Genomic DNA, 17,841 nt, shown 5'->3' on the forward strand with positions numbered 1-17,841 from the left:
TTTGAGGTGCGATAGTGAAAGCTTTGGTTAAAAGTTTATGGATCTCCATCACTGTTTGTATAGCGATGACATCCTTGCCTGCTTTTGCAGATGAATTGATGCTATTAAGTGGTGCGCATCTTCCTTATTCAATTCCAGACGAACAACGTGGTGTACATTCCGATGTTGTGAAAGAAGTGCTGGCTTTATCAGGGCATGATGTAAAGGTAACTTTTGTACCTTTTATCAAGGTCGAACCTGCAATACATACAAAACAATATGATATTTATGTGCCTGTATTTGTACCTAACTTGCCTTCCAATATGTATGTATCGCTGAAAGCTGAGTTTTTCCAAAATGGGGCTGTTACATTGATAAATCAGCCCCCGATCAAAAGCTACCAAGCATTTAAGGACAAAAGATTGATCGCCTTTCGTGGCGCAAAGATGTTTTTAGGGCAAGAATATGCAACTGCGGTGGAATATGCAGCAGAATACAGAGAAACAGATATGTTTCTTAACCAGCTCATGGCGCTTGAAAAGGGAAATGCAGATATTTCAATCGGTGATATTAACTTAGCAGCCTATGCAGCGGTACAGTATCCGTTCCTTGCGCCGAATGATTTAAGGATGAACCCCATTTTCGAACCGATCCCTTATCATTTTGTTTTTAAAGATGAAGCTATTCGGGACCAATTTGATATAGGTTTTCAAAAACTTAAAGAAAATGGCCGATATCAGGAAATTATGAATTCCTACATAGTAGAATAAATAGAAAAGAAAAGGCCTGAGATATACTCAGGCCTTTTTTGAAATTAGCATTCAATCTCTACTTGTCCAATTGGGTGCGAACAACAGGCTAGGATAAATCCGTCTTCCACATCTTCTTCGGAAATACCGCCGTTGTGAACCATATGAACTTCACCTTTGGTTTTCTTAACCTTACAGGTTCCGCATACGCCAAAGGTACAACCAGAAGGAATATTTAGGCCGGATGATCGTGCGGCTGCTAATACCGTTTCTGTCTCAGGCACTTTGATAGTTACATCTGATGAGGTGAAGTGGATTTCGGCCTTGCTTTCATCATCAGGGATAACATCATCCAAATCAGGTTGTTCTGCCTCGGTTTTAACAGGCGCGCCAAAGCTTTCTTGGAAATAATTATCCATGTTAAAGCCAAGTCCGGCTAAGGCTTCACGAACCGCTTGCATAAATGGTTCCGGGCCGCAGCAATAAACTTCGCGATCAAGATAATCTTGCGCCATAAGACCAAGCATAAGCTGATTGAATTGACCTTGATAGCCAGTCCAAGGGCTATATGGGTCAGGTTCTTCAACCACGAATTTTAGATCAAGACCAGGTGCACGGCTTGCCATTCTTTCTAAGCCTTGCTTGAAGATGATTTCAGAAGGTCTCTTAGCACAGTTGATGAAGACGATATCTAGGTCGTGACCTTCATCCCACATATAAGTGGTCATCGACATCATCGGTGTGATGCCAGAACCTGCTGAGATAAAAAGATATTTAGAGGCTTTGCTATCTGCGTTTGTGAAAACACCTGCAGGCCCCATAGCTTTCATACGCATGCCCGGTTTCAGGTTATCAAGCATCCAGCGGGTCCCAATACTACCTTCCTGAGCCTTCACTGTAACTGCAATCAATCCCGGACGTGAAGGTGAGGAGGAGATGGTATAGGTTCGATGAACAACCCCGCCCGGTTGATCCGGTGCGGGGATTTCCAATGTTACAAATTGGCCTGGTTTATAGTCAAAATACGCGCCACTTGGTGAGCGAAAACTAAAAGTAGCCGTATTTGGAACTTCTGGTACGACAGAAACGCATTCAAGTATTTCGCTATCTTTCCAGAACGATTTGTTCGCCATGTTCATTTGAATTACTCCGCTGCCAATGTAATTGGCGACAAGCCTTTTTGAAGTGTTTTACAATACCAGTCTACGAATTGGATAACGCCGCTTTCTTGGGTTGGTGAATATGGTCCTGGTTCGTAAATAGGGCTATTAATACCTTGTTGATTATCTTCAACAACGCGACGATCTTCGTCATTTGTCGCTTCCCAGACTTCCGTTAGGCGTTTGATGTCATAATCAACACCTTCAACAGCATCTTTATTAACAAGCCATTTTGTTGTGACTTCTGTTTCTGTCGGGCTTACCGGGGTGACACGGAAGACGATAGAATGATCAGGAAGGAAATGGTTCCAAGTTGTTGGATAATGGAATTTAACCAATGCACCTGCATCAGGAAGAGCAATGCGACCCAAAGGTTTTGTCACAGCTGGTTTTGTGTCCATTGTGTAACTTTGTGCCCCATCTTTTAATGGCATACGTGCAAGACGATATTGTCCATCTTGGTTGATGTGGAATTTAGACGTTAATCCAACGGCTTCGCATCGATCAAAATGAGCCTGTAAATGTTCAGGAGCTTCATCACCTTCAACGCCAGTGATAGAAGGATCATCGGAATAGGTGCGACATAAAGCCGGGTGGTTACCACCACAATGATAACATTCGCGGTTGTTTTCCCAAACCAGTTTCCAGTTGCCATTTTCGATAATCGTGCTTTCGAACGCGACCTTCGCATTTTCTAGATCGTGTGATTGCAAATAGGGCTCCGCAACTGATTTAAACTCTTCAAAATCTGGTGCATCATCAGCAAGGCAAATATAGACTAAACCTGCAACTGTACGACAATGTACTGTTTTTAAGCCATGTTGGGATGGATCAAATTCCGGTCCCATATCACGGGCCCAAAGCAAAGATCCATCCAACTCATATGTCCATTGGTGATAGGGGCATACAAGCTTAGGTGCTGTGCCTTTTGCCACTTTACAAATCACAGAACCTCTATGACGGCATGTGTTATGGAATGCACGGATTTGCTGATCAGCGCCCCGCACAATGACAACACTATATTCACCAACTTTATAGGTGACAAAGTTACCTGTTTTTGGAATTTCACAACTTGGAATGGCGAATAGCCATTCGCGATAATGAATGTTTTCTAAATCCGCCGCAAAAATTTCCGGATCGGTGTAGAACGGCCGCTCTAAAGAATGATTTGGCTTCCGTGTATTTAACAAAGACAACATATTAGGTGTCGTATTCATAATAACCTTGCTCCTCAAAAAAAGGTCGTTATGAATTACGGATTGGCTTTATTTATGGTGGGAACAAGGACCGAAAATGCTGCTGCCTAGCATTTTCATCGGTACCTATATCTCAGCCAAATCGCCCGCCGCAATTCTGTGGACTGTTACATCTAGGCTGGTTTCCGGGCTTAAAGGATGAAGTGTTACGCCTCATATTTGAACAACCTTCCCGGGTGGCTAGACCCAGTGGTATTTTGTTCAAACTACACCTTATTACCGTTGCGGGGGCAGCACTGGATTCGATTACTCTCACCAGTTTCCCAATTATCTCCATCTAGTTTTTGATCAGAAAACGAGATGGGGCACCAAAATGTAAATCTTGATCTCTCAAGATGAGCACACATTACCAATTTTTGTCTGGAGCATATTTCAATTTGCGCCAAGTTAAATTAATCTCGCGACGAAGTAATATAATTTTGAGAAAAAGAAATAAGCGAAATTTCAAAATTTGGGTCTTATTATGATGTTGGGGTCATAAAATTTGATCCAAAAAAATGAGGGTGGATAAATGAAGATTACAGTTGTCTCTGGAAGCATACGTGAAACGTCACAATCTGATCGTATTGCAAAGATAGTTCAAAATACAATTAATGAACTGGATATGGATGTTGAGGCGGATATGGTTTTTTTGAAAGATGAAAAGATACCGCTATGGGATGAAGGGAAATGGAAGGCTGACAGCGATATCACGAAACATTGGAAACCAATCTCGGATAAATTAAAAGCATCTGATGGTTTTGTGATCGTGACACCTGAATGGGCTGGTATGGCACCACCACATCTTAAAAACTTCTTGTTAATGTGTGAGGCGGGTGAGTTGGCCCATAAGCCTGCACAGATTGTTTCAGTGAGTTCTGGTATGGGAGGCGCTTATCCTGTTTCGGATTTACGCGTTTCAGGATCAAAGAATAATATGATCACATGGTTACCTGATCATATCATTTTGCGAAATGTCACAAATTTGTTCATTGAAGACTTACCGACTGACCTTGATACCGAATTATTGGCACGGATCAAATATAGTATGACTTATCTGGCGGCCACAGCAGAAGCGTGGAAACCTGTTCGTGATAAATATCAAAATCGTAAAGAGTATAAATTTGGTATGTAACTGAAACTTTATACGACGTTTAGAAACAAAAAAATGGGTATCGACTTTAATCATCGATACCCAATAACTTGTTCAATAATGAACAGAGTTAGAGCCTTAATCTAAGACTCGCAGGAAAATCATAAATTCTTAAGCCATTTGACGGGCAATAATAATTTTTTGAATGTCGGAAGTACCTTCGTAAATCTGGCAAATCCGTACATCGCGATAAATTTTTTCAACTGGATATTCGCGTAAATATCCATACCCACCTAATGTTTGAATGGCAGCTGAGCATACTTCTTCCGCAATTTCAGAAGCGAAAAGTTTTGCCATTGCTGCTTCCCGTAAGCAGGGCACACCTGCATCTTTCATACGTGCCGCATGTAAAATCAACTGACGTGCAGCTTCAAGTTTTGTATCTGCATCGGCCAGACGGAATTGGACAGCTTGATGTTCAAAGATAGGCTTACCGAAACTTGTCCGTTCTTTGGAATAGGCAAGCGCATAATCAAAAGCAGCTTGTGCCATGCCAACAGATTGAGAGGCAATGCCGATACGTCCTGTTTCTAGGCTGCTTAAAGCGATACTATAACCCTGACCTTCGCTGCCAATAAGATTTTCATCAGGCAAAAACATATCATCGAACTGCAGGGCGCATGTGTCAGACGCCATTTGGCCCATTTTTTCTTCGACACCGGCGATATTGAAACCTTTTGTATCATTGGGGGCGTAAAAGGCACTTAATCCTTTTTTACCTGCTTCTGGATCCGTCGCGGCAAATAGGATCGTTGCCCCACCAATACGGGCCGAAGAAATAAATTGCTTTGACCCATTAATAATGTAGCCGCCATCCGTTTTAACTGCCCGCGTGCGAAGTGCGGAAGCATCTGATCCGGCATGTGCCTCTGTTAAGGCAAAACAACCAATGAACTCTCCGCGCGCGGCAGGCTTCATCCATTTTTCTTTTTGCTCATCACTTGCAAATTTATCAAGGATGGCAAGGAAAGGCGCATTGTGAACGGACAGCATTGTTGAAACTGCACCATCCCCCGCTGCGACTTCCATTAAGGCAAGTGCATAAGACACATAATCCGCACCTGCACCATCCCATTCTGGATCAATGGTCATACCTAGGAAGCCAAGTTCTGCCAGTTGTTTACGGACAGATTCCTCAATCTCGTGATTTTCTTCGCGTTCAACGGCTTTTGGTTTTAAGACATCATTTGCGAAGTTACGTGCCATATCCTGAATGAGTTGTTGTTCTTCTGTCAGCATTATATGCCTCCTTTGAATTCAATCAGTGATTATACACGTTCAATCGCAACAGCAGTACCTTCACCACCGCCAATACAAACGGCGGCAACACCACGTTTTTTGTCTTCTACTTCTAAGGCGTTTAGTAAGGTGACGAGAATACGTGCACCGGATGCCCCAATTGGATGGCCTAATGCACAGGCGCCGCCATGGATGTTTAACTGATTACGGGATACGCCTAATTCATTCATGAAAGCCATCGGCACAACGGCAAAGGCTTCATTCACTTCCCATAGGTCAACATCTTCAACAGACCAATCTAGCTTTTCTAGAAGTTTTTTTGTTGCGGGAACCGGCGCGGTAGAGAACCAGCCCGGTTCTTGTGCATGCGACCCATGTCCCATGATTTTCGCGCGAATTTTATAACCATGTTTTTTTGCAACAGATTCCCGCATTAGAACAAGCGCGGCTGCACCATCGGAAATGGAGGATGCATTTGCCGGTGTCACTGTGCCATCTTTGCGGAAGGCTGGTTTGAGATGTGGAATTTTTTCCGGACGTGAATTACCCGGTTGTTCATCCTTATCAACAATTGTCTCGCCTTTGCGGGTTTTAACTTTGACCGATGTGATTTCATTTTTAAATTTATCACCTTCTTGCGCTGCTAACGCATTACTTAACGACTTCAAGGCATATTCGTCTTGTTGTTCACGGGTGAATTGATATTTATCTGCACAGTCTTCGGCAAATGTGCCCATCAGGCGGCCTTTTTCATAAGCATCTTCCAGACCGTCAAGGAACATATGATCAATCACTTCGCCATGACCAAGGCGGGCGCCTCCACGCATTTTAGGTAAAAGGTAAGGCGCGTTTGTCATGCTTTCCATGCCGCCAGCAACAACGATCTCACCATTATCTGCTTTAAGTTGATCAAAGGCCATCATCACAGTGCGCATACCAGACCCACACATCTTATTTAGAGTATTCGCAGGTGTCATATCTGTGAGGCCTGCCGCAAACCCTGCTTGACGCGCCGGTGCTTGTCCTTGTCCAGCTGATAGCACACAACCCATATGTAATTCGTCTACAAGCTTTGGATCAACATTGCTTTCTTCCAAGGCAGCTTTGATCGCTGCTCCACCAAGTTGAGATGCAGTAACATCGGAGAAATCGCCTTGCATACCGCCCATCGGGGTACGTTTTGCGCCTACAATTACGATTGGATCATTTGCTTCAGCCATGGTTCTTCCTCACCTGAGTAGCTTTTATATGGCGAGAGTATACGCCAATAATTACATTGATGTGATTGCTAATTTGAAAAGTAGAGTGCTTTACGTTAACGTAAACGTCAAGTAAAAAGAGTTGTGAATTATTGCAATGCAGCAAAGTTAAAAATAGCTAAATCCGTGTCATGTTGGCATTTTAACATTGATTGAGATACTCCTTGTATAAATTTTCATAAGCCAAACTGACCAAACAGTTTTATAAAGACGCTAATGAAACTTATAAAATAAGCCTCTGACAGGGAGATAAAGATGAAACTATTACGTTATGGTGATGCAGGGCAAGAAAAGCCGGGCCTTCTAGATATTGATGGTAATATTCGCGACTTGTCCGGCATTGTGGATGACATTGATCCAAAATTGTTATCAGATATTTCCATATTGAATAATGTAAATATTGCGAATTTGTCTGTTGTCTCGGGCGAGCCACGGATCGCGGCGCCTGTATCAGGTGTCGGGAAAGTTATTGGCATAGGATTGAACTATTCCGATCATGCGGAAGAGGCGGGGATGGACGTGCCATCTGAGCCTATCATGTTTATGAAGGCAACGTCGTCTATTTGTGGGCCGAATGATCCAGTTATCATTCCACGCGGATCTGAAAAAACCGATTGGGAAGTAGAACTTGGCGTCATTATTGGCAAAGGCGGCAAATATATTGAAGAGGAAGATGCGCTGGATGCTGTTGCCGGCTATTGCGTGATTAACGATGTGTCTGAACGTGCCTTTCAAATAGAAAGACAGGGTACTTGGGATAAAGGTAAATCAGCCGATCATTTCTGTCCCATGGGGCCATGGCTAGTGACTGCTGATGAATTTGGTGACCCGCAAAATAAAGATTTGTGGTTGGATTTAAATGGCAAGGTAACCCAGCGAGGCAACACCAATAAAATGGTATATGGCGTAGCCCATGTGGTTTCATACTTAAGCCAATTTATGACATTGCATCCGGGTGATGTGATTGCGACAGGCACACCGCCCGGGGTTGGTATGGGGATGAAACCTCCTCTATTCTTGAAGACGGGTGACGTACTTGAGCTAGGTGTCGAAGGTTTAGGTCGACAGCGACAAGCCGTGATCGCGGATTAAACGATGCTTGGTTATGAAAGAGAGAAACGCCCATGTTAACACTCAATGAAAAACGGGCGCTGGCGTTGAATGCTTTTCTCGCAGCAATTAAAGCTGCTGATCCAAAGGAGGCGATAGAGAGGCATCTGTCGAAATGGCTGGAAGAGGAGGGAGTGAATGTTTCTTCTATTATTCCTATTGCTGTCGGGAAAGCTGCTATTCCTCTAATGCAGGGGCTTTTATCTGTCATCCCCTCTGAGAAATTGAAACAAAAAGGTTTGGTGATTACCAATCGCGAAAATCATATGGATATTGATGGTGCTGAGGTTCTTGTTGCTGGCCATCCCTTGCCAGATGAGCAAGGATTAATAGCCACACAGAAACTGATCGAAATTATCTCTGATGCATCTGACGAAGATCATATTCTATTCTGTGTCAGCGGCGGTGCTTCCGCTATGTTACCAGCACCTTTGGACAGTATTTCATTAGCAGATAAAATTGCTACGACCGATCTTTTGTTGGCAAGTGGCGCTGACATTGTTTCTGTGAATACTGTCCGTAAGCATCTATCGAAGATCAAAGGCGGTGGTGTTGTAAAGTTGGCGGCCCCCGCAAGAATAACATCCTTTATCCTATCAGATGTGATTGGTGATGATTTAAGCTCAATTGCTAGTGGGCCCACAGTGGCTGATGAAACCACATTTCAGGATGCAGAAAATATTTTAAGACAGTTTCATATTTGGGACAAAGTGCCTCAATCAGTCCGTGATGTTTTAGGGGCTGCGGATGAAGAAACATTGAAACCCGATGATCCGCGTCTATTTCTAACTCAAAATTATTTGATTGGTTCAAATGCTGTTAGTGTTGAAGCTGCTATGAATTATCTCTCAGAGGCTGGGGTGGAGTTGCTTGAAACACCATATCCTTTGGAAGGAAATGCCAGAGAAGAAGCTGTTGCTCTGGTTTCGTCTGTTTCAGCTATTCCTAGTACTGATCAAGTTAGTGCTCTCGTAACAGGTGGGGAAACAACCGTGAATCTTATCGGAGATGGGAAGGGGGGGCGCAATCAGGAATTTGCGCTGGCCTTTATGTTATACGCTATGGAAAAAAGACTTCCACATGAGTGGGTTTGTTTAAGCGGTGGTACAGATGGGCGGGATGGCCCAACTGATGCTGCTGGTGGCATCACAGATAAAGACAGCTTCATGCGTATGATGAAGAAAACCAGAAACCCCGTACCTGAACTTGAAAATAATAATGCGTATGAAGCGCTTAAGGCTTCGGAAGACTTAATTATGACAGGCGGCACAGGTACGAATGTAGCGGATATTCAGATTGTTTTGATCTAAACATCACCTTTGTTTTTGATATAATCCCGCGTGGCTTGCATGAAGGCTTTGATCGCACCCAGATGTGCACGATCTTTCATGCAAACAACTGATTCTGTAAGGAGACGCGTGCAATCATCAATCGGGATCGCTTTCAGGCGGCGATCATAACCAAATTCCGGTTGGGTCACAAAGCCGACACCAATACCTGCGGCTACTGCATCTTTTAAGGCTTCCAATCCATCCACATCCATCACAACTTTCGGCGTGATTCCCTTATCCGCAAATTCCTGTTTAATGGTTTGAATTGTACGTGATCCACCTTCACGGAATACAAGTGCTTCTTCACGTAAATGATCCAAAGTAATGCTATCATATTGGGCTAGTGGATGGCTATTTTCAACAAAGGCAACCAATGGATCACTGCGTAAGGGAATGAATTCAAGACGATCATCACCCGGAGGTTCCGCCAAGACGGCTACATCGGCCGTAAAATCAAAAATCTGATAAAGTGCATTTTGGGAATTCGCGACCTTAAGAGAAACGGAAACGCCGGGATGTTTTCGACGAAAATCCCCGACAGTCTGGATGATATGTAAAGGTGAATCCGCAGTAATGTTCAAATGACCAACACGCAGTTTTTGGCTTTCTGAAAGTAGCTCAATCGCCTGTTTTTCATATTCAAACTGACGCTTGGTAATTTCAAATAAGGCCTGCCCCAATTCGGTTGGTGTTACCAAGCGTTTATGACGATTAAAAAGCAAGATACCAAAACGTTCTTCTAGTTTACGAACCTGATCAGAAATCGCAGGTTGTGTAAGGCCTAACTCATTGGCAGCCTTAGAAAAACCACCATAAGTGGCAACTGCATGAAAGGCACGAAACTGGGCATAATACATGGCATTATCTCTTACATATTAGTGTCACATAGTTCTGCTATAAACATATCTGCTTTAATATAAGTAAAACTTATAAATTTGATATGAATTAACGATTTGAATTATTATTAGCGATATGCGAAACAATGTCCAGAAGATAATTTTCAGAAGTTACATACCTAATTTGAGAAAAACAGATGACGAAACAAACACCACGTGAGAACGGTCCATTTGCTGATTTAGCACCTGCAGGAACAGAACCTGCATTGTTGACACCGGGCCCTTTGACTACTTCCATGCGTACAAAAGAATCCATGCTTCGGGATTGGGGGTCTTGGGATGATGACTTTAAAGCGATCTCCAAAGAAATTCGCATTCGTTTGGTTGATATGTGTGACGGTGGTGAAGATTACGATTGTGCCTTGATGCAAGGCAGCGGTTCTTTCTCTGTGGAGGCAATGTTGTCTTCCTTCATCCCGAAAGAAGGCAGTAAAACACTATTGTTGATGAATGGTGCTTATGGGCAACGTTCCAAGAAAACAATGGATTATCTTGGTCGTGATTACGTTGAATTGGATAAAGGTGATTACTTGCCACCAATGCCAAATGAAGTTGCAGATATTCTGGATAATGATCCGGCAATCAGCCATGTGGTTTTGGTTCATTGTGAAACCAGTTCCGGTATCTTGAACCCGCTAAAAGAAATTTCTGATGTTGTTGTTGCTAAAGGTCGCAAGCTTTTAGTCGATTCAATGTCTGCATTTGGTGCTGTGCCATTATCAGTTAAGGATATCCCTTTTGAGGCTATGGTATCTTCTGCCAATAAATGTATCGAAGGTGTGCCGGGCTTTGGATTTATTGTGGCAAAGAAATCAGCGCTGGAAGCAGCAAAGGGAAATAGCCATTCTTTGGCCTTGGATGTGCATGATCAATGGGCGCATATGAATAAGACAGGCCAATGGCGTTTCACTCCGCCAACCCATACAGTGGTGGCCTTTCTAGAAGCGCTTTACCAACATGAAGAAGAAGGTAATGTGGAAGGTCGTCATGGCCGTTATCTAAATAACCGTCAGGTGTTGGTTAAAGGTATGCGCGAATTGGGCTTTGAAACATTATTGGAAGACCGTTGGTTATCTCCAATCATTACAACTTTCTTCTGCCCTGCTCACAAAAATTTCGATTTCGCAACTTTCTATGCAGAAATCAAAAAGGAAGGTTACATCATCTATCCGGGCAAATTAACGGTGGTTGATAGCTTCCGCGTTGGCAATATCGGCCAACTTTTCGAAGAAGATATGAATGGTGTTCTGGCTGCCATGAAAAAAGCCTGCGCTTCTATGGGGGTGGATGATTGTTCCCCGCCTGCGGAAGCTCTTGAACAACGCAAGCTGCAAGCTTGATTGAATAAACTAATGGATTTGAATTAAAGGATAAAATTATGTCTGATAAACCAGCTTCTGTATCTGTAAATGGCCGCGATTATAAATGGCCGTCCCGTCCGGTTTGCGTTGTATGTATCGATGGTTCTGAGCCAGCTTACATTGAAAAAGCAATTGAAATGGGTGTGATGCCTTATATGAAAGAGGCTTTGGCAAAAGGCGCAGACCTTCGTGCTGATTGTGTGATCCCAAGTTTCACAAACCCAAATAATATGTCCATTGTGACAGGCCAACCACCAAAGGTTCATGGCATTTGCGGTAACTATTTCTATGATATGGAAAACGATACTGAGGTTATGATGAATGAGCCACGTTTCTTGCGTGTACCAACAATCTTCAAAGCATTTCAGGATGAAGGTGCAAAGATTGCTGTTGTAACAGCGAAAGACAAATTGCGTCGTATGTTAGGTAATGAGTTGGATTTCTCCAAAGGGACAGCGATTTCCTTTTCGTCTGAGAAATCAAATGAAACAAATATGGCAGAACATGGCATCGAAAACGCTTCTGAGTGGTTAGGCCGTGAAGTGCCTTCTGTTTATTCTGCTGAATTGTCCGAGTTCATTTTTGCCGCAGGTGTAAAGCTTGCAGACGAATTCAAACCTGACCTAATGTATCTTTCCACAACAGATTATATTCAGCATAAACATGCACCAGGTACACCTGTTGCTAATGAATTTTACGCAATGCTTGATAAATATATGGCTCAGTTGGATGAGCGTGGCTTTGTTATCGGTATGACCGCTGACCATGGGATGAAACCAAAACATACAGGCAAAGGTGAGCCTGACGTTATTTTCTTGCAAGATGTTTTGGATGAGTGGTTGGGCAAAGGTAAAAGCCGTGTGATCCTTCCAATTACCGATCCATATGTGGTTCATCATGGTGCTTTGGGCTCTTTCGCCACAGCATATCTTCCAGAAGAAGGTCGCGAAGAAATTATCGCGAAACTAGCTGCGATGGATGGCATGATGGTTGCGCTAAATCGTGAAGAAGGTTGCGCAAAGTTTGAATTACCAGAAGACCGTACAGGTGACGTTATTCTTGTTTCCGATACAAATAAAGTATTGGGTACATCAGCTGATCGTCATGATTTGAGCGCGTTGAAAGAACCTCTTCGTTCTCACGGTGGTATTTCTGAGCAGCAAGTACCTTTGCTTTGTAACAAAGCAGTTGAAGGTATCACAGCAGACCGTCGCCTTCGTAACTTTGATGTATTTGATGTGGCGTTGAACCACGCTTCCTAAATCTCGGGAAGGAGAGAAATTATGCCTGCAAATTTTGAGGTAAGACATGAAGCCATGCGTATCGCTGGCAAGAAGATATTAACGGATGAACGTATTGATGTTTTACATCCATATGACAATCAGTTGGTCGGAACTGTCCCGAAAGGGAAAGTGGAGCATGTTCGTGATGCTTTTGAAAAGGCTGCGAATTTTGAATCTAAACTAACTCGACATGATCGTTATGAAATCTTGCAAAAGACAGCAGATATTCTTGTGGAACGCAAAGAACTGATTTCAGATGTGATTACTGCGGAAGCGGGGCTTTGCAAAAAAGACAGTCTTTATGAAGTTGGTCGTGCCTATGATGTATTTAGCTTATCTGCGCGCTTATGCATTATGGATGATAGTGAAGTTTATTCCTGTGACATCACACCACATGGCAAACAACGTAAGATTTTCACAACGCGTGAACCTCTTTCTGCAATTAGTGCGATCACCCCGTTTAACCATCCGTTAAATCAGGTTGCACATAAGGTTGCACCATCCATCGCAACAAATAACTGCATGGTTTTAAAGCCGACTGAAAAAACACCGTTAACAGCGATGCTATTAGCAGATGTCCTTTATGATGCAGGTTTGCCGCCTGAAATGTTCTCTGTGGTGACAGGGGATCCTGCAGACATCGCGGATGAAATGTTGACGAATGAACATGCTGAATTGGTGACATTCACCGGTGGTGTGCCGATTGGTAAATATATCGCGGAACATGCAGGTTATAAGCGTAAAGTCCTTGAACTTGGCGGGAACGATCCACTGATCGTTTGTGCTGATGCCGACTTGGATAAAGCGGCTGAACTGGCTGTTGCAGGTTCTTTCAAAAATTCCGGTCAACGTTGTACGGCTGTGAAACGTATCTTGGTTGTTGAAGACGTTGCGGATGAATTTGCAGCATTGGTGGCTGAAAAAACCAAGGCAATTAAATATGGCGATCCGTTTGATGCTTCCGTAGATATGGGAACCGTGATTACCGAAGATTCTGCAATTCTGTTTGAAAATCGTGTGAATGATGCCGTTTCAAAAGGGGCAAAATTGCTTCTTGGAAACGAACGCCATGGAGCACTTTATTCTCCAACCGTTGTGGATCATGTGCCTTATGATTGTGATCTGGTACGTGAAGAAACATTCGGTCCTGTTGCACCGATCATCCGTTGTAAAGATATCGACGATGTTATTCGTGTTTCTAACTCTACTGCCTTTGGTTTGTCATCTGGTGTTTGCACCGATGATTGGCCAACGATCCAACGTTTTATCAAAGAGCTCAAAGTCGGCACTGTGAACGTTTGGGAAGTTCCTGGATATCGTATTGAAATGTCTCCGTTTGGAGGTATCAAAGATTCCGGCCTTGGCTATAAAGAAGGCGTTTTGGAAGCAATGAAAAGTTTCACCAACGTGAAATCTTACTCTCTGCCTTGGGTGTAGTTCACAGACCACCCATTAGGTTATCCTGAGACTTGGCTTTGTAGGAAGGCCAAGGTTTCAAATAACTGGGCTGCTCTCTTAGAAGGGGCGGCCCATTTTTTATCCTTGTATATATGTGAATGCTAATAAATAATGGGGAACTAGTTACGAGGGTAGAAATGGCGGTATGCGATGTTGCCATAGAGAGAGTCTTAAACCATCAGTTGATGCAACTGTATAACTATTGGCTTTCTATTTCTGATGGGGGAAGTCTCCTTCCACCAAAATCTTCGTTTGATCCTGTTGACCTTCCAAAACTACTTTCCTCCCTTATCATGGTAGAGATGCGTCAAGAAGGCGATGGTGAACCACGTGTTTTTTATCGTTTGGTGGGGTCTAATATGGTGCGTAATTGGGGCGCGGATAATTCAGGAAAATATTTAGATGAATTAACAGACGGCAAATTTACCGGTTATTTAAACTCTCAATACCAACAAGTCGCACAATTAAAACGGCCGTTATATTGGCATTACCTTCTTCGTTGGGAAGATGGACATCTATCTAATAATAGCCGACTTTACATTCCATTTTCTTCCGAAGCTGATCCCAATAGGGTCTCAACAATAATCGTTGGGCAGATCATTCGACATGATACCAAAATCTTGATGGAACCTATGTCGCCTCATGTGAAAGATTTGGAAGTGATCGAGCTGGATTTCCAAGAATTTTAGAGAATAAAAAAAGCCCCTGATTACGGATAATCAGGGGCAAACTTACAAGGAGTAAGATGTAAAATTATCTTATCTTGTACGCCAAGCTTGGAAATGGCGTTGCATCAGATAAGAGGAAATTGCATGAACAATCCTTGCACCGATACAGGTATAGGCAATCATCATCGCCATAGCTGCAGCTGGTGCAATATCACCCGCATCATCCATGTTCAAAACAGCAACAGATGCCAATGTGGTATCTGAAGAATATAAGAAGACAACCGCAGATACGGTGGTCATCGCATTCAAGAACAGATACATGGACACATCCAAAATTGCTGGTGAACATACTGGTACGGTCACACGTCCAAAGGTTTTATAGAATGGCGCCTTCAAACTTGCCGAAACGGATTCAAATTCATTATCCATTTGTTGTAAGGCAGTCACTGAGGTTAAATGACATACTGTGTAAAAGTGAGTAATCGTCACTAATACAAGGATAGCCATCGTACCATAAATCATTTCCCCTAACCCATTCCATGGCGCGTTAAAGAAGAAGATATAAGCTAAACCAAGAACCATGCCTGGTACGGCAAGTGGAACAATGGCGATCATTTGGAAGATGCTACGACCCAATTCGAAACCACGTCCTTTTTGTACAAGATATGCCCCAAAGAAAATGATGATTGTGCCAAAGAATGCGGAATAGAGAGCCATCTCAATAGAATTGTAGAAAGCTTCCCAGCCGCCGCCGTCCATAAGATCGAAGTCATAGTTGGCTAAGCTTAATTCTAGATTATACGGCCAGAATGTAACAAGAGCAGCATATTGCGCCATACCAATCATACCAATGATGATCGCTGCAATCGCCAGGCAGAAGCCAAAGAAGAACCAGTCACGTTTTGCATCTGGTTTAGGGATCAAAACCACAGCTTTCGCAGAAAGCAATGCAACTTGTTTCTTTTGTACAATACGATCGACAACGAATGCCAAAATTGCTGGTGCTAAAAGAACCACAGATACAACCGCACCCATTTGGAAGTTCTGCTGACCAATCACCTGTTTATAGATATCTGTCGCCAAAACGTTAAAGTTGCCGCCAATTACTTTTGGTACACCAAAGTCTGTGAAGACAAGTGTGAAGACAACAAATGCCGCACTGATCAAGCCATATTTTGCACCTGGTAGAGTTACAGTAAAGAATGTCTTAATCTTACTTGTACGCAATGCATCTGCTGCCTCATAGAGGCGGGCATCAGCAATGGATAGGGCAGTGATGATGATCATCAAGGCATGTGGGAAAACCCAATAGCTTGACCCGATAACAACCCCAATCGGGCCGTAAATTGATTCACCCATCAGCATGTCTTTGGCAACACCCTGATTACCAAACCAGTATACTAAGGAAATACCGGACAGCAGGGATGGTGTCAGAAGAGGAATTAGAGCAATGAGCTTAAAGAACCACTTAAATGGCATACATGTGCGCGTTAATGCGTATGCGTACATGAAAGAGACGGTTAACACCACAACCGATGCAATGATCGCGATATATAAACTGTTGAAGATAGAATTAAACAATGCAGGCGTTGCAAAGAATTCAATATAATTGGCAAGACCAACGAAAGCGCCATCATCATTCTCAAAGGATTTTGAAAGCATAGTGAAGAGTGGCAAGATAATGCCAACAACTAACAAGATGCCAATCACGATCATTGCAATGCGCATGATCCAGTCATCCCGGCTTACCTTTGGTTTTACAATTTGAGCTGTATTTTCTGTCATATCTGTCATGGCTTAACCCTCAACCGGAAACAGACGAAGATGATTTTTAGGTAAACGAACTTCAATCTCATTACCAACAGCCAATTCAATACGACGGGACAAGTTGATGGAGAAATCAGCTTCGATTGTATTGTCACCTAATGGTCCGCCTGTAAGTTCAGCACGGAAGAAAGAGCCCAAGAATTCTAGATGTTTGATGGTCACATGCATGCCATTGTCATCATGCTTGCCATCTTCAATCGCTACAATGTCCTCTGGACGGATTGCCACTTGAACTTTATCGCTAACCTTGAAATCTGTATCTTCCTTAAGGACAAGTTTGCAACCGCCCACATTCACTGTGTGATCGTCTATCATTTCGCCTTGCATGAAATTCATGGTACCGATGAAATCTGCGACGAAAGCAGTTGTCGGGTGACGATAAATTTCCATTGGTGTACCGATTTGCTCAATCACCCCATGGTTCATAACAACGATCCGATCCGCCATGGTTAATGCTTCTTCTTGGTCATGGGTTACCATAATTGTTGTTACGCCTAATTTTTGTTGAAGCGATTTGATCTCATGACGCAAGTGAGTACGTACGCGTGCATCCAAAGCAGAGAGTGGCTCATCAAGCAATAGCAAGCCGGGATTTGTTGCGATCGCACGGGCAAGGGCGACACGTTGTTGCTGACCGCCGGAAAGTTGTGCAGGATATTTGTTGCCTTGATCTGGAAGGCCAATCGTATCCAGAAGTTCATCCACACGCTTTTCGATTTCAGGCTTAGGCATTTTGCGGTTTTCAAGACCATAAGCAATATTTTTGCGTATCGTCATATTTGGGAAAAGCGCATAGGACTGGAACACGATACCAAAGTCACGCTCTGAAGGTGGTAGTGCGGAGATATCCTGACCAGCTTGATTGATGCTGCCTGTCGTTTGAATGTCTAAACCGGCTACTGCACGTAATAATGTTGTTTTACCGCAACCAGATGGGCCGAGGAAGCAGACAAATTCGCCTTCATTCACACTCATAGAAACATCATTGAGCGCGACGAATTCGCCAAATTTCTTCACTACGTTATCAATTTTTAAGTAAGTCTTTTCCGACATTTATTTTTCTCCCCAGCTTCCAGTTGTCCGCTGATCCATACGCCAAAATTATACATGGCATGATGATATTATTATAACTA

At 43.2% G+C, this 17,841-nt stretch carries 15 protein-coding genes and 1 riboswitch; of the genes, 8 read left to right on the plus strand and 7 right to left on the minus strand.

The window, feature by feature from the left end:
* Positions 1–14 precede the first annotated feature (14 nt).
* Positions 15–749 (plus strand): substrate-binding periplasmic protein, encoded by a 735-nt coding sequence (locus tag ACOQOA_RS13045; protein WP_420549056.1) that lies wholly within the window; start codon positions 15–17, stop codon positions 747–749.
* A gap of 44 nt (positions 750–793) precedes the next feature.
* Here the strand turns inward: ACOQOA_RS13045 and ACOQOA_RS13050 are convergent, their stop codons facing one another.
* Positions 794–1,867, minus strand: coding sequence for a 2Fe-2S iron-sulfur cluster-binding protein (locus ACOQOA_RS13050; protein ID WP_420549057.1), 1,074 nt, complete (start codon positions 1,865–1,867; stop codon positions 794–796).
* 5 nt (positions 1,868–1,872) lie between these two features.
* A complete protein-coding gene (locus ACOQOA_RS13055) occupies positions 1,873–3,105 on the minus strand; it encodes an aromatic ring-hydroxylating oxygenase subunit alpha (RefSeq protein WP_420549058.1) in 1,233 nt (410 codons plus the stop codon).
* 137 nt (positions 3,106–3,242) lie between these two features.
* Positions 3,243–3,472: riboswitch (cobalamin riboswitch) on the minus strand.
* Between the two features lie 183 nt (positions 3,473–3,655).
* Here ACOQOA_RS13055 and ACOQOA_RS13060 point away from each other — a divergent pair.
* The gene (locus ACOQOA_RS13060; protein WP_420549059.1) at positions 3,656–4,258 is read left to right on the plus strand and encodes an NADPH-dependent FMN reductase; all 603 of its coding nucleotides are present in this window, start codon (positions 3,656–3,658) and stop codon (positions 4,256–4,258) included.
* A 129-nt stretch (positions 4,259–4,387) separates the two neighbouring features.
* Here the strand turns inward: ACOQOA_RS13060 and ACOQOA_RS13065 are convergent, their stop codons facing one another.
* Both ACOQOA_RS13065 and ACOQOA_RS13070 read right to left on the minus strand, forming a co-directional pair.
* Positions 4,388–5,515 carry an acyl-CoA dehydrogenase family protein gene (locus ACOQOA_RS13065; protein WP_420549060.1) on the minus strand — a complete coding sequence of 376 codons (1,128 nt, stop codon included), beginning with the start codon at positions 5,513–5,515 and terminating at the stop codon, positions 4,388–4,390.
* Between the two features lie 29 nt (positions 5,516–5,544).
* The gene (locus ACOQOA_RS13070; protein WP_420549061.1) at positions 5,545–6,735 is read right to left on the minus strand and encodes an acetyl-CoA C-acyltransferase; all 1,191 of its coding nucleotides are present in this window, start codon (positions 6,733–6,735) and stop codon (positions 5,545–5,547) included.
* 294 nt (positions 6,736–7,029) lie between these two features.
* Between ACOQOA_RS13070 and ACOQOA_RS13075 the strand changes: the two genes are divergently transcribed.
* Positions 7,030–7,866 (plus strand): fumarylacetoacetate hydrolase family protein, encoded by an 837-nt coding sequence (locus ACOQOA_RS13075; RefSeq protein WP_420549062.1) that lies wholly within the window; start codon positions 7,030–7,032, stop codon positions 7,864–7,866.
* A 32-nt stretch (positions 7,867–7,898) separates the two neighbouring features.
* Positions 7,899–9,194: a glycerate kinase type-2 family protein gene (locus ACOQOA_RS13080; protein WP_420549063.1), complete on the plus strand. Its 1,296-nt coding sequence runs from the start codon at positions 7,899–7,901 to the stop codon at positions 9,192–9,194.
* Here the strand turns inward: ACOQOA_RS13080 and ACOQOA_RS13085 are convergent.
* Positions 9,191–10,072: a LysR substrate-binding domain-containing protein gene (locus tag ACOQOA_RS13085; RefSeq protein ID WP_420549064.1), complete on the minus strand. Its 882-nt coding sequence runs from the start codon at positions 10,070–10,072 to the stop codon at positions 9,191–9,193. The genes ACOQOA_RS13080 and ACOQOA_RS13085 overlap by 4 nt on opposite strands.
* 176 nt (positions 10,073–10,248) lie before the next feature.
* Here ACOQOA_RS13085 and ACOQOA_RS13090 point away from each other — a divergent pair, with 176 nt between their 5' ends.
* The 4 genes from ACOQOA_RS13090 to ACOQOA_RS13105 all read left to right on the plus strand — a co-directional run bounded on the left by ACOQOA_RS13090 (position 10,249) and on the right by ACOQOA_RS13105 (position 14,902).
* On the plus strand, positions 10,249–11,451 hold the full coding sequence (locus ACOQOA_RS13090; RefSeq protein WP_420549065.1) for a 2-aminoethylphosphonate--pyruvate transaminase: 1,203 nt from the start codon (positions 10,249–10,251) through the stop codon (positions 11,449–11,451).
* Positions 11,452–11,489: 38 nt separating this feature from the next.
* Positions 11,490–12,734: a phosphonoacetate hydrolase gene (gene phnA / locus ACOQOA_RS13095; RefSeq protein ID WP_420549066.1), complete on the plus strand. Its 1,245-nt coding sequence runs from the start codon at positions 11,490–11,492 to the stop codon at positions 12,732–12,734.
* Between the two features lie 21 nt (positions 12,735–12,755).
* A complete protein-coding gene (gene phnY, locus ACOQOA_RS13100; RefSeq protein ID WP_420549067.1) occupies positions 12,756–14,192 on the plus strand; it encodes a phosphonoacetaldehyde dehydrogenase in 1,437 nt (478 codons plus the stop codon).
* A gap of 158 nt (positions 14,193–14,350) precedes the next feature.
* A complete protein-coding gene (locus ACOQOA_RS13105; protein ID WP_420549068.1) occupies positions 14,351–14,902 on the plus strand; it encodes a PAS domain-containing protein in 552 nt (183 codons plus the stop codon).
* Positions 14,903–14,971: 69 nt separating this feature from the next.
* Here ACOQOA_RS13105 and ACOQOA_RS13110 read toward each other — a convergent pair whose 3' ends face one another.
* Both ACOQOA_RS13110 and ACOQOA_RS13115 read right to left on the minus strand, forming a co-directional pair.
* Entirely contained in the window at positions 14,972–16,675 is a 1,704-nt protein-coding gene (locus tag ACOQOA_RS13110; RefSeq protein ID WP_420549069.1) for a putative 2-aminoethylphosphonate ABC transporter permease subunit, read from the minus strand.
* Between the two features lie 3 nt (positions 16,676–16,678).
* Complete coding sequence (locus ACOQOA_RS13115) at positions 16,679–17,761, minus strand: putative 2-aminoethylphosphonate ABC transporter ATP-binding protein (protein WP_420549070.1); 1,083 nt, start codon at positions 17,759–17,761, stop codon at positions 16,679–16,681.
* Positions 17,762–17,841: the final 80 nt, after the last annotated feature.

Origin of the sequence: Curvivirga sp., from assembly GCF_965219885.1 — a bacterium.
In the GTDB taxonomy this organism is placed as follows: domain Bacteria; phylum Pseudomonadota; class Alphaproteobacteria; order UBA8366; family Aestuariispiraceae; genus Curvivirga.

What these genes read in the sequence shown, in the direction of transcription:
- ACOQOA_RS13105 (WP_420549068.1), top strand. Translation starts at nt 14,351, where the DNA reads ATGGCGGTATGCGATGTTGCCATAGAGAGAGTCTTAAACCATCAGTTG.
- ACOQOA_RS13080 (WP_420549063.1), top strand. Translation starts at nt 7,899, where the DNA reads ATGTTAACACTCAATGAAAAACGGGCGCTGGCGTTGAATGCTTTTCTC.
- ACOQOA_RS13090 (WP_420549065.1), top strand. Translation starts at nt 10,249, where the DNA reads ATGACGAAACAAACACCACGTGAGAACGGTCCATTTGCTGATTTAGCA.
- ACOQOA_RS13070 (WP_420549061.1), bottom strand. Translation starts at nt 6,735, where the DNA reads ATGGCTGAAGCAAATGATCCAATCGTAATTGTAGGCGCAAAACGTACC.
- phnA (WP_420549066.1), top strand. Translation starts at nt 11,490, where the DNA reads ATGTCTGATAAACCAGCTTCTGTATCTGTAAATGGCCGCGATTATAAA.
- ACOQOA_RS13060 (WP_420549059.1), top strand. Translation starts at nt 3,656, where the DNA reads ATGAAGATTACAGTTGTCTCTGGAAGCATACGTGAAACGTCACAATCT.
- ACOQOA_RS13115 (WP_420549070.1), bottom strand. Translation starts at nt 17,761, where the DNA reads ATGTCGGAAAAGACTTACTTAAAAATTGATAACGTAGTGAAGAAATTT.
- phnY (WP_420549067.1), top strand. Translation starts at nt 12,756, where the DNA reads ATGCCTGCAAATTTTGAGGTAAGACATGAAGCCATGCGTATCGCTGGC.
- ACOQOA_RS13050 (WP_420549057.1), bottom strand. Translation starts at nt 1,867, where the DNA reads ATGAACATGGCGAACAAATCGTTCTGGAAAGATAGCGAAATACTTGAA.
- ACOQOA_RS13065 (WP_420549060.1), bottom strand. Translation starts at nt 5,515, where the DNA reads ATGCTGACAGAAGAACAACAACTCATTCAGGATATGGCACGTAACTTC.
- ACOQOA_RS13075 (WP_420549062.1), top strand. Translation starts at nt 7,030, where the DNA reads ATGAAACTATTACGTTATGGTGATGCAGGGCAAGAAAAGCCGGGCCTT.
- ACOQOA_RS13085 (WP_420549064.1), bottom strand. Translation starts at nt 10,072, where the DNA reads ATGTATTATGCCCAGTTTCGTGCCTTTCATGCAGTTGCCACTTATGGT.
- ACOQOA_RS13055 (WP_420549058.1), bottom strand. Translation starts at nt 3,105, where the DNA reads ATGAATACGACACCTAATATGTTGTCTTTGTTAAATACACGGAAGCCA.
- ACOQOA_RS13110 (WP_420549069.1), bottom strand. Translation starts at nt 16,675, where the DNA reads ATGACAGATATGACAGAAAATACAGCTCAAATTGTAAAACCAAAGGTA.